Genomic DNA, 11,465 nt, shown 5'->3' with positions numbered 1-11,465 from the left:
GCCCAGGTGCCGCCGGCCGCCGCGGCGGCCAGCGCCCCGGCGACGGCGGGCGCCTGCTCGGCGGGCACCGCGTCGACGTTCCGCAGGAGCAGGGCGCGGCCCGGTCCGGCGGGCGCCGCGCGCAGCGCCGACGACAGGCCGGGGCCGGCCGCGGCGGCGTCCACGACCACGGGTGCCGTGGCCGCCCCGGTCAGCGCGTGCGCGGCCCGGACCAGCGCGGTCTTCCCCGTCCCGGTCTCGCCGTGCAGCAGCAGCGGCGTCCGGTCGCGGGCGCAGCGGGACACCGTACGGGAGACCGCGTTCCACGCCGGGTCGGTGCCGGCCAGGCCCGGCAGCGGCCACGGCCCGGCCGGGTCCGGTTTCTCGGCGGAACGGGAGCGGGACCCGGCCCGTTCGGCGGGGCGGTCGGTGAAGGCCAGCTCCAGCAGGTAGCCGGCCGCGCCCGCCGGGCTGTCGACCTGGCGGCAGCGCATCAACACGGTCTTGTCGCCGGTCAGCCGCACCTCCTTGCGGACCCGCGGCGCGTGCCCCAGTTCGGCGGCGGCCTCGTGCAGCAGCCGGTGGTCGTCGCCGGTGAGCCGTGCCGTGGCCGCCGGACTGGCCAGCACCAGATCCTGGCCGAGACACAGCACCGGCCGGTCACCGTAGTGCGTCACCTGCTGGAACGCCTCCAGCAGCGCCCGCTGGTGCGAGCTGCTGAACTCGTACATCACCCGCTCGATGTCACCGGCGGCCTCCCGCACCAGCGCCGCCATCAGGGCCCGCGCCGGGCCGTTCCAGCAGGTCAGGTTCATCGCCCCCTCGATCCGCCCGGTGACCGAGTTGCGGATCGGGGCGGCCGCGCAGGAGACGTCCTGGAGACGTTCGTTGAAGTGCTCGGTGCCCAGCACCACGTTGGGCCGGTGCTCCTCCAGCGCGACCCCGATGCCGTTGGTGCCGACGAACTGCTCGGCGTAGTTGAAACCGGGCGCCAGATGGACCCGGTCCAGATGCGCCGAGAGCCGTTTCTCCCCGACCCGGCGGTCGCGCACCCACCCTTTCCGGTCGGTCACGATCACGCAGGCGTCCGAACCGGCCAAGGACTGCTCCAGCCGGTCCAGGACCGGGGTGGCGGCGCGCACCAGGCGGCTCTCCCGGTCGTAGTCCGGCTGGTAGGGGACGACCACCTCGTCGGTGCCGATCCCCAGGTACTTGGAACGCTGCCAGGAGTTGCGGATGCCCTCGGGCACGATCGGCGCGGGCGGTTCCGCGCTGGCGAGGAACTTCAGACGTGCTTGAGCGATCTTCCGGTCCCGCGCGGTGCTGTCACTGAGCATGACGCCTCCGATGAGCGTGTTTCCGCCATATTACGAACGCGTTTGCACCTGTCAACGGATGTGTCGGGCGGCTGTGTTCCACATTGAAAAACTCGACGGCGCTCCCCGCCGCCACGCTGAGGGGCAGCACCGCACGAAGGGTGCGGCAGCTCAGCGTCGAGCACAGGAGCAGCTATGACTTCCTCCGGCACCACAGCCCGTACCGCCATCGTCACCGGCGCCGCCCGCGGCATCGGCCGCGGCATCGCGGAGCGGCTGGCCGCGGACGGACTCGATGTGGCCCTCGCCGACCTCCCCGGCATGGGCGAGGAACTGAGCGAGGTGGCGGCCGGCATCGAGAAGACCGGCCGCCGGGCCCTCGCCGTGCACGCGGACGTGACCAGCAAGGAGCAGACCGACGCGCTCGTCGCCGAGGTCGCGGACTGCTTCGGCCGGGTCGACGTCTACGTGGCCAACGCCGGCATCGCCCGGGTCACCCCGCTCCTGGACACCGGTCTCGACGAGTTCGAGCAGGTCATGGCCGTGAACCTGCGCGGCGTCTTCCTCTCCTACCAGGCCGCGGCCCGGCAGATGATCGCCCAGGGCGGCGGCGGAAAGATCATCGGAGCCGCCTCGATCGTCGCGTACCGCCCGTTCGCGCTGCTCGGCACCTACTCGGCGTCGAAGTGGGGGGTCCGCGGGCTGACCCAGGCCGCGGCCATGGAGTGGGCGCGGTACGGCATCACCGTCAACGCGTACTGCCCGGGGATCGTCGGCACCGACATGTGGGACCTGATCGACGAGCGGCTGGCCCAGGAGGCGGGGCTCCAGAAGGGCCAGGCGATCAGCAAGCACGCGGAGGCGATCGCGCTCGGCCGGGTCGAGGAGCCCGCCGACGTCGCGTCCTTCGTCTCGTACCTGGCCTCGCCGGACTCGGACTACATGACCGGCCAGTCGGTCATGATCGACGGCGGCATCCAGTTCTCCTGACGGTCCTCGGCCCACCCCTCGCACACCGAAGGAGCGACATGTATTCCAAGGACGGCGAGAACTACTTCATCGTCGACGCGCACATCGCCCTGTGGGACGCGCGCCCCGAGAACCAGCTCAACATCCACGGCAAGCAGTTCATCGACTGCTTCTACGACTACCACCGCAACCTGAGCCCGGAATCGGAACTGTGGCCGTACGAGGAGTACCTCTACTACGGCGGCGAGCGGCTGATGCGGGACCTGTTCGTCGAGGGGTACGTCGACCACGCCGTCTTCCAACCGGCCCGGCTCGGCGCGTTCTACCGCAACGGCTTCGGACAGACCGAGGAAGCCTTCGCGCTCACTCAGCGGCACCCGGACAAGCTGACGTACAACCACTCCTTCGACCCCCGCTACGAGCAGAAGGGCCTGGACCGGCTGCGCCGGGACGCCGAGCGGTTCGGGCTCAAGGGCGTGAAGCTGTACACCGCCGAGTGGAAGGGCGACAGCCGCGGCTACCAGCTCGACGACCCGTGGACCTACCGCTACCTGGAGGCGTGCCAGGAACTCGGCATCAACAACATCCACGTCCACAAGGGACCGACCATCCGGCCGCTGGACCGGGACGCCTTCGACGTGGCGGACGTCGACAAGGCGGCCACCCGGTTCCCCGAGCTGAACTTCGTCGTCGAGCACTGCGGACTGCCCCGCCTGGAGGACTTCTGCTGGATCGCCACCCAGGAACCCAACGTGCACGCGGGCCTCGCGGTCGCGATGCCCTTCATCCACAGCCGGCCGCGGTACTTCGCGCAGATCATCGGCGAGCTGCTGTACTGGCTGGACGAGGACCGTATCCAGTTCTCCAGCGACTACGCGCTGTGGACGCCCCGGTGGCTGATCGAACGGTTCGTCGACTTCCAGATCCCGGCCGACATGACCGAGTACGCGCCGCTCACCGTGGCGCAGAAGAAGAAGATCCTCGGGCTGAACGCGGCCGCCATGTACGACATCGAGGTACCGGCCGGGCTCGGCGTCACCGAACCGGTGGGGGCCTGAGATGGCCACCGGCGACGCGTGCGACGCGTGCGACGCGTGCGACGCGTGCGACGCGTGCGACACGTGCGACACGTGCGACACGTGCGACACGTGCGACACGTACGACACGTACGACACATGCGTCACGTACGAACGGTCCGCTCGCGCGGCACTGGACACGGTCCTCGACCCCGAGCTGGACGAGCCGATCACCGACCTCGGCTTCGTACGGTCCGTGGCGGTGACCCCCGACGGCGGACTCACCGTCCGGCTCCGGCTCCCCACCTCCTTCTGCTCGCCCAACTTCGCGTACCTGATGGCCTCGGACGCCAAGGACGCGCTGACCGCGCTGGACTGGACCCGGCAGGTCGTGGTGCTGCTCGACGACCACCACGACTCCGACCTGATCAACCGCGGACTGGCCGCGGACGCCGGCTACCGCGGCACCTTCGGGTCCGAGGCGGAGAAGGACCTCGAAGCGCTCCGGCTGACCTTCCGCCGCAAGGCACACGCCGCGGCGATGGAACGGGCGCTGACCGGCCTGCTCCGGGCGGACCCCGACCGCACCGAGGAGGACCTGCACGACGTGCTGCTCGGCGACCTCCCCGGCACGGCGGCGACCGGCGCGCTGCTGCGGCGGCGCGCGGCGCTGGGCCTCGGCACGGCAGCCACCGACCCGGTCCTGGTGGACGAGGAGGGCCGGCGCTACCCGCTCGGCGAGATCCCGCTCCGGCTCCGCTTCGCCCGGTCGATCCGGGTCTCCATCGACGGCAACGCGCACTTCTGCCGGGGCCTGCTGCGCACCCGCTACCCCGGGTCCGGGGCCGACCAGTCCCCGCGCCCGGGGGACGAACTCCGCCACCTCACCGCACCGCCGAAGGAGAACGTGACGTGAAAGCAGTCCAGGTCGTGGGCTACGGCAAGAACCTGGAGCTGGCCGAGGTCCCGGCCCCCGAGGTCAGAGGCCCCTACGACGTGATCGTCAGGATCGGCGGCGCCGGCGTGTGCCGCACCGACCTGCACATCCTGGAAGGCCAGTGGGCGCGGAAGTCCGGCGTCGAACTGCCCTACACCATCGGCCACGAGAACGCCGGCTGGGTGCACGCGGTCGGCAGCGCCGTCACCAACGTCGCCGAGGGCGACAAGGTCATCGTGCATCCGCTGATCACCTGCGGACTGTGCCGGGCCTGCCGGGGCGGTGACGACGTGCACTGCGAGCACAGCCGCTTCCCCGGCATCGACACGGCCGGCGGCTACGCGGAGTTTCTGAAGACCTCCGCGCGCAGCGTCGTACGGATCGACGACTCCCTCGAACCGGCCGACGTCGCGGCCCTCGCCGACGCGGGCCTGACGGCGTACCACGCCGCGGCCAAGGCGGCCCGGAAACTGCGGCCGGGCGACCGCTGCGTCGTGATCGGCGCGGGCGGCCTCGGCCACATCGGCGTCCAGGTGCTCAAGGCCATCACCGCCGCCGAGATCATCACCGTCGACCGCAACGCCGACGCGGTGTCCCTGGCCGTCTCCATCGGGGCCGACCACGGGGTGGTCGCCGACGGCGGCCAGGTGGACCGGGTGCGCGAACTGACCGGCGGACACGGGGCGGAGGCGGTCATCGACTTCGTCGGCGAGGGCGGTGCCACCAAGGACGGCGTCGGCATGCTGCGCCAGGCCGGCGACTACCACGTGGTCGGCTACGGCGAGAACATCGACGTCCCGACCATCGACATCATCTCCGCCGAGATCAACTTCATCGGCAACCTCGTCGGCTCCTACAACGACCTGTGCGAACTGATGGTCCTCGCGGCGCGGGGCCGGGTGCGGCTGCACACCGCGAAGTACCCTCTGGACCGGTTCCAGGACGCCTTGGACGACCTGGGCAGCGGCCGGATCCGGGGGCGGGCGATCCTCACCCCGTGACCCCGCCACATGACCCCGCACCACATGACCAAGGAGGCAACCCGTTGATTTTCATCACCGTGAAGTTCCGTGTCCGTCCCGAGTACGCCGACCGGTGGCCCGAGGTGGTGGCCGAGTTCACCCGGGCGACCCGGGCCGAGCCGGGCTGCCTCTGGTTCGACTGGTCCCGCGGCCTCGACGACCCGACCGAGTACGTCCTGGTGGAGGCCTTCCGCGACGACGAGGCCGGCGCGGCACACGTGGGCTCGGCCCACTTCAGGGCGGCACAGCGGACCCTGCCGCCGCACCTGGTCGCGACGCCCAGGGTCATCAACGTCAAGGTGCCCCAGGACGACTGGTCGCTGCTGGGGGAGATGACGGTTTCCGAGGGCTGACGGGGACTCGGGCACGGACCCGGGCACGGCTCAGCGGGTGCTCCACTTCTGGTTGTCCTGGCCGTTGCAGTCCCAGAGCTGCAAGGGGGTGCCGGCGGCGGTGTTCGCGTCCTGGACGTCGACGCACTTATTGGACTGCGGGTTGACCAGGTCGTGGCCCTCGCTCAGCACGAACTGCTGGGCCGGGTTGCCGCTGCACCAGGCGATCTGGATCACCGCGCCGTTGTCGTGCGAGCCCCAGGCCACGTCCATGCACAGGCCCATCGAGCGGATCGTGCCGTCGGAGCGGAAGTCCCACTTCTGGTAGTCCTTGCCGTTGCAGTCGGCGATCCGCAGTGGTGAGCCGTCCGAGCCCTTGTGGGACGCCATCTCGATGCAGCGGTTCGAGGCGTGGCTGTAGAGCGTGGCGCCGGGGGCCGTCGTCACCGTCGCCGTCACGGTCGGCTTGGCGGCGGTCTTCTTCGACGTGGACGACTTCTTCTCGGCGCTCTTCTTCGTCGCCTCGGGGGACTCCTCCTTCGTGCTCTCCGCGACCGCTCCCGCCGCGCCCGCCCCCGACTTGCCCTTGCCGTCGTCCCCGTCGCCCTTGCTGCCGCTCGGGGAGGGGGAGGGGGAGGCGGAGGACGGGTCGGGGGCCGCCGTGCCGTAGGCGCCCGCGCCGGAGTCCGGTGCCGTGCCGTCCAGCACCGTGCCCGCGTTGGCCGCCTTGTCCGTCGAGCCGCCGCCGCCCGAGCCCGACCTGTCCAGCAGACCCGTCACCAGGAACGGCACCCCGATCAGCAGCGCCCCCGCGATCGCCGCGCCCGCCAGCAGGCCGCGGGAGGGGCGGCCGAAGGGGCGGGGGGCGGCGGCCTTTTCCTCGGCGGTGGCGGCGGTGGCTTCGGTGGCGGTGGTTTCGGTCGTGGCGGTGGCTTCGGTCGTGGCGGTGGCTTCGGCCGTGGTGGTGGCCTGTGGTCCGGCCGCTTCCGGCGCGGTCGCGGCTTCGGGCTCCGCCGGTTCGGCCGTGGTGGCGGCCTGCTGCTCGGCTCCGGTTCCGGCGGTGGCGGACGCTGCCGCTTCCTTCTTCGCCTGCTCCTTCGTCGTCTCCGGCAGGGTCTCCTCCGACGCGGCCTCGCTCGCCGGAGATGCCGCCTGCGCCGCGGCCTCGTGCTGCGGGTTGTTCTTGCCGGACATGGTGTTCCTTCCGAGAAGGGGTCAGTCGTCGTCCGCGGCGGGCGGGACGGACGAGAAGCGGTCGCCGTCGAAGTACAGGGTCAGCGCGGTGCCGTCCCGCGGTCCGAAGTCGCGGGTGGTCGCGCCGGGGCCCAGCACCCGCACCGGCCGTCCGGTCCGCCGGGCCACCAGCGCGGCCAGGGTGGCCACGTAGTCGGGGGTGTCCGGGGCGGCCAGGAGCAGTTCGAGGCGTGCGGCGTCGGTCAAACCGGCGTCCGCGACGGTCACTTGGCCATTCTGGAGGATCGACTGCGCGCGCAGCGACTCGGTGAGCGCACCGATACGGGCCAGATCGTCGACGGTGACCAACCTGTCACCGTCCGGGAGCGGCGCGTCGTCCGGCGCCCCGCGGGCCGCGACGTCCTGCCGGGCCCACGCGCGGAGCGCGCCGTGCGGATCGCGGGACCGGGTCCATGCCGGGCCGGCGCCGTCGCCCGAGCCGCTGAGCAGCCGGGAGAGAGCGCGGACGAAGGAGTCGGGGCGTTCGCCCCGGGAGACCGGCGGGGCGTCATCGGCACCGTCATCGGTGTCGGTGTCGGTGTCGGTGTCGGTGTCGGTCTCGGTGTCGGCGTCGTCCGCCGCCCGTACCGGCGCCGGTCGCGCCCCCCGGCGCGGCCAGCCCGCCGGGGTCCGGGCGAACGAGCCCGTCGGCAGTGCCACCGTGCCGTCGCCCGCCGTCGTCCGGGCCGCCTCCAGCAGGGTCACCACGTCGGTCAGGTCGTGCTGGGCGGCGCGCTGGCGGGCCGCCTGGCGGGACTGTTCGGCCAGGGCCGCGGCGACCTCCCCTTCGAGTGCGGTCAACGCCTCCTGTGCCGCGTCGAGGGCGGTGGTCGCCGCGTCGTGCCGTGCCGTCGCCTCGGTGAGGGCGGACCGGGCGGCCTCCTCGGCCCTCCGCGCCGTCCCGGCCGTCTCCCGCGCGGTGCCCAGGGCCCGGACCGCCGCGTCCGCCGCGGCGCGGGCCATGCCGAGCCGGCGCTCGGCGTCCTCGGCGGCGTGCCGGGCGGCGTCGGCGGCCCGCTCCGCCGCCTGGGCCGCCGTCCGGGCGTCGGCCAGCGCGGTCCGGGCCCGGTCCCGTCGGGTGCTGCGCCGGGAGACGGCATCGCCCGACGACGTGCTGCTGGTGCTGCGGCGGGAGGGGGCGGTGCGCGAGCCGTCGCCCCGGGCGTCGGCGTCCCGTGCCGCCTGGAGTGCCGCCTCCGCCGCCTGGAGCGCCGCCTCCGCCTCCTGGACCGTGCGCCGCGCCGTCGCCGCGTCCGCTGCCGCCTCGGCCGCGCGGTCCGCGCGCTCCCGGGCGTCGGCGGTCAGCTCCGTGACACGGGTGCGCCGGTCGCGGTCCGTGCGCTCGGCGGCGGTGAGTGCCCGTTCCGCCGCCGTACGGGCGTCGTGGGCGGTGTCGGCGGCGGCGCGGGCGGCGGCCAGCTCGCGCTCCGCCGCCGTCACCGGCGGACCGGACTCGGCCACCGTGCGGCGCGCGTCCGGAAGTTGGGTCAGCAGCTCCGCCTCCGTGGCGCGGGCGGCCTCCTCCGCCCGTGCGGCCCCCTCCAGCGCGGACACCTGGGTCCGTACGGCCGTCCAGCCGTCCCCGGGCTCGTCGTCGCCCTCGGTCCGCTCCGGCTCCCCGGCCGCGTCGAAACGGCGGAACCGCACCCCCGCGTCGTCGCGGAGCGCCAGCTCGACCGGCCGCCCCAGCAGCGCGGCCGTGCCGGAGGCCGCGTACACCGCGCGGGCCGTCCGCTCGGGACCGCCGTCCACCGCGAACCACAGCTGCGGAGTGCCGTCGTCCCCGGTGGCCCGCACACCGTCCGCCAGCAGCCCTGGCAGGTCCCGCAGCGGCGTCCGCCGCCAGTCCCGCAGTACGTCGTCGGCCACCGCGTCGGCCGGGGCGCCCGCCGCGCGGACCCGGGCGTCGGCGGCGTCGCGGGCCAGCGCCGCGCCGTCGAACACCCCGGCGTCGGTGCGGGCGCCGGTGACGCCGAGGCCCAGCACGTCGCGCTCCAGCGGGCGCATCCGTACCGTGCCGGTCACGTACTGGACGCCGTCCGGGCCGTTTACGGTGATCAGCGCGTCGGCGAGGATCTCGTGGCTGCGGGTGCCGCGCGCGCCCTCGGGGGCGCTGGTGTTGCCGTGCTTGAGCCAGTCCCGGCGGGTGCCGCTGACGCCCGCGCCCGGCCCCGGGGCCTGCGGCTGGCGGGCCAGCACCGGCACGGTGAAGTTGACGATCTGCCGGTTGTCGTCGGTGGTGCTGAGCCCGCCCTGCGCCGCCAGCCCGGCGGTGACGCCCGCCTGCGAGGAGGAGCCCGCGCTGAACGTGCTCAGCCGCAGCCGGTCCACCGTCACGTCGCCGGTGTCGGTGACCGGGCGCGGCCGGTACAGCTCCACCGACAGCCGGGGCGGGCTGCCCGGCGCGCCCTGGAAGGGGTAGGCGCCCGGCATCGAGCCGGTCAGCCCGGCCGGGCCCCGCGGGTGGTCCAGCGAGAGGGCGCCGGACTGGATCAGCTCGCCGACCCGCACCGCCGTGGCGTCCGCCGAGTCGGAGGTGGTGAGCGAGCGCCAGGACCGGGTCAGGGCCGGGGCCACCTGGCCCAGCGCCGCGGCCAGTTCGGCGCCGCCGTCGAAGGCGAACACCGGCGCCGGGCCGTGCGGCACGAAGCGGTCCCCGGCGACCGTGGGACGGGTGGTGTGCCGGGCCACCGGCAACGGCGGCTGCTGCGGTGCCGGTTCGGCACTCTCGCTGCCGGTGAACCGCAGCGCGGCGGCAGTGTGCACGGTGGCCTGCCGGGCCGGACGGCCGCCGAACAGGTGCGTGATGCGGTCGGCGAGGGTGGCGTCCGCGTCGGTCAGGCTCAGCACACCGTGCTGGAACAGACTGCCCGGCAGGTCGAGCAGCCACTCGGCGGTCGGGCTGGAGCGCACCTCGGCCACCACCCGGTACGGCACTCCCTCGAAGTCCGCGGCGTTGTCGGTGCGCAGCCAGAAACGGTCCTCGGCGGCCCGGGTGACGCGCGCCGCGTTGCCGCGGGTGGTGTCGGCGCTGAGCAGCGCGCCCGCCCGGTCGGTGCGCGGGCCGCCGGTGGGCCGCGCGAACCGCGACTGGAGCTGTACGAAGCCGTCGTGCCGGACGGTGCGCGCGGTCCGGTCGGTCACCGCGGACGGGACGTGGGCCATGAACTGCTCGATGCCCGCGCCGGACGCCACCGGGTGGCCGCGCAGCCCGCGCAGCGCGTGGTCGTCGGCGTCCGGTTCGGTGCGCAGCGTCACCTCCACCAGTTGCGCACCGCCGTAGCCGAGGTAGCGGAACCGGAAGCGCTGCACATGTCCCGGGCCGCGGCCCGCCAGGGTGCGCAGGCCCGCCGTCGAGGACAGGTCCGCCACCCGGGTCGCCACGCCCGGCAGGTAGGCGGAGTGACCGGGCCGGGTCGCCCCCGGCGCCGCCGCCTCGACCAGGCCGAGCAGCCGCCGCCGCAGCAGGTCGGGGCGCTGCACGGTCCGGGTCGCGTCGGTGAACTCGGCCACCGACAGCACGCTGCCGAACCCGACCTCCCGGGAGGCCGTGAACCGGCGCGGCAGCGGCACCGAACCGGTCACCGGGTCCGGCACGGTCAGCCCGGCCACGTGGGCGAAGAACGCGGCGTGCCGCCGGATCTGGGCCGGCGTGGTCAGGAACCGCACGGCGTCCGGCAGATCCACGGCCACCGTCACGGCCCGGCTCTCGCCCTGCCCGAACGCGTTGCCGACGATGTTGCGCCGCCCGCGCCGGAACGTCACCAGCAGCGTCGCGTCGGCCGTCACCCGGTGCTGGGTGCCGCTCTCGGTGGCGGTGCGGTACGCGGCCGTGGTGGAGCCCAGCGCCCGGGACTGCTCGCGCCGGGCGGTACGGGCGTAGCGCGCCGACGGGTTGAGCGTGCTCGGCCGGGACCCCGACGGCTCGCCCGCCTCACCCGGGCCCTCCTGCGGTTCGGCGCGGGTCACCAGGATGTCGTCGACGTCGTTGCCCGCCGCCTGGTCGGCCGCCGGGGTCCCCGCCGACGAGGTGCCCCGGACCGCCCGGAACCCGCCCGCCCACTGCGAGGTGCCCGCCGCGCCCCGCTGCTGCGCGGCGCCGTCGGTGGCGCTCAGACCGGTCTCGAAGTACTGCGCGAAGCCCTCCGTGGCCCGGGGCCGCCGCAGCACACCGCGGATCTCCATGGACAGCACCTCGTCCGCGGCGAGCCCCGGCAGGGTCAGGCCCTCCACCACGTAGGCGCCCTTGAACACCTGGTGGCCGCGGGCCAGCAGGGCGGCCGGGCCGCGCGCGGCGGCCAGCATCTCCGCCGCCACCGTGGTCGGATCGGTGGCCGCCGCGCCCGCCAGCGACTCGCCCAGCGCCCGCCCGGCCCGCGCCACCGGCGCCGGGGTCCGCCCGGCCACCGCGTCCCGTACGTCGTCCAGCAGCCCGCGCGCCGGATGGCCCGGGTAGCTGTTGCCCAGCACCGCCCGGAACGCCCCCTCCAGCGCGGCGGACGCCAGGAACACCTCCATGATCGCGTCGTCCGGCAGCAGCACGGTGTCCGGCAGCGGCGCGCCGTGGTCGTCGGTCAGCGCGAGCAGATCCGCGTCGGCCGGCGTGGCCGCGCGCAGCACCGGCGCCGCGGGCGCGGCCGGCACCGGCGCGTCGGCGGGCA

Annotated in this window: 7 protein-coding genes and 1 pseudogene; 5 read left to right on the top strand and 3 right to left on the bottom strand. The window is 74.4% G+C overall.

Going from position 1 to position 11,465, the window contains the following annotated elements; all coding sequences use genetic code 11:
* Nucleotides 1-1,316 (bottom strand): sigma-54-dependent Fis family transcriptional regulator (locus ACTT8P_RS36675; protein WP_442836127.1); only part of this gene is annotated, 1,316 nt, incomplete at its 3' end.
* Nucleotides 1,317-1,490: 174 nt separating this feature from the next.
* Here ACTT8P_RS36675 and ACTT8P_RS36670 point away from each other — a divergent pair.
* The 5 genes from ACTT8P_RS36670 to ACTT8P_RS36650 are packed head-to-tail and all read left to right on the top strand — an operon-like array spanning nt 1,491 to nt 5,592.
* Nucleotides 1,491-2,285 (top strand): acetoin reductase, encoded by a 795-nt coding sequence (locus ACTT8P_RS36670; protein ID WP_442836126.1) that lies wholly within the window; start codon nt 1,491-1,493, stop codon nt 2,283-2,285.
* A gap of 38 nt (nt 2,286-2,323) precedes the next feature.
* The gene (locus tag ACTT8P_RS36665; RefSeq protein WP_442836125.1) at nt 2,324-3,322 is read left to right on the top strand and encodes an amidohydrolase family protein; all 999 of its coding nucleotides are present in this window, start codon (nt 2,324-2,326) and stop codon (nt 3,320-3,322) included.
* Between the two features lies 1 nt (nt 3,323).
* On the top strand, nt 3,324-4,196 hold the full coding sequence (locus ACTT8P_RS36660) for a metal-sulfur cluster assembly factor (RefSeq protein WP_442836124.1): 873 nt from the start codon (nt 3,324-3,326) through the stop codon (nt 4,194-4,196).
* Nucleotides 4,193-5,218, top strand: a complete 1,026-nt coding sequence (locus ACTT8P_RS36655; RefSeq protein ID WP_442836123.1) for an NAD(P)-dependent alcohol dehydrogenase — start codon at nt 4,193-4,195, stop codon at nt 5,216-5,218. Before ACTT8P_RS36660 ends, ACTT8P_RS36655 begins: the two co-directional genes overlap by 4 nt.
* A 44-nt stretch (nt 5,219-5,262) precedes the next feature.
* Nucleotides 5,263-5,592 carry a putative quinol monooxygenase gene (locus tag ACTT8P_RS36650; RefSeq protein ID WP_442836122.1) on the top strand — a complete coding sequence of 110 codons (330 nt, stop codon included), beginning with the start codon at nt 5,263-5,265 and terminating at the stop codon, nt 5,590-5,592.
* 30 nt (nt 5,593-5,622) lie between these two features.
* On the opposite strand, the gene ACTT8P_RS36645 is transcribed toward ACTT8P_RS36650, so the two are convergent.
* Together ACTT8P_RS36645 and ACTT8P_RS36640 are read right to left on the bottom strand one after the other, a co-directional pair.
* Nucleotides 5,623-6,765 (bottom strand): ricin-type beta-trefoil lectin domain protein, encoded by a 1,143-nt coding sequence (locus ACTT8P_RS36645; RefSeq protein WP_442836121.1) that lies wholly within the window; start codon nt 6,763-6,765, stop codon nt 5,623-5,625.
* A 21-nt stretch (nt 6,766-6,786) separates the two neighbouring features.
* Nucleotides 6,787-11,465, bottom strand: a pseudogene (locus tag ACTT8P_RS36640) (hypothetical protein); the annotation flags it as partial.

It is taken from the genome of Streptomyces sp. JW3 (assembly GCF_052216785.1).
GTDB lineage: Bacteria > Actinomycetota > Actinomycetes > Streptomycetales > Streptomycetaceae > Streptomyces.
Note: the sequence above shows the minus strand (reverse complement) of the source record. Positions and strands in the feature narration are given on the sequence as shown.

Coding starts and splice junctions, on each gene's coding strand:
- ACTT8P_RS36665 (WP_442836125.1), top strand. CDS start 2,324: ATGTATTCCAAGGACGGCGAGAACTACTTCATCGTCGACGCGCACATC.
- ACTT8P_RS36670 (WP_442836126.1), top strand. CDS start 1,491: ATGACTTCCTCCGGCACCACAGCCCGTACCGCCATCGTCACCGGCGCC.
- ACTT8P_RS36660 (WP_442836124.1), top strand. CDS start 3,324: ATGGCCACCGGCGACGCGTGCGACGCGTGCGACGCGTGCGACGCGTGC.
- ACTT8P_RS36645 (WP_442836121.1), bottom strand. CDS start 6,765: ATGTCCGGCAAGAACAACCCGCAGCACGAGGCCGCGGCGCAGGCGGCA.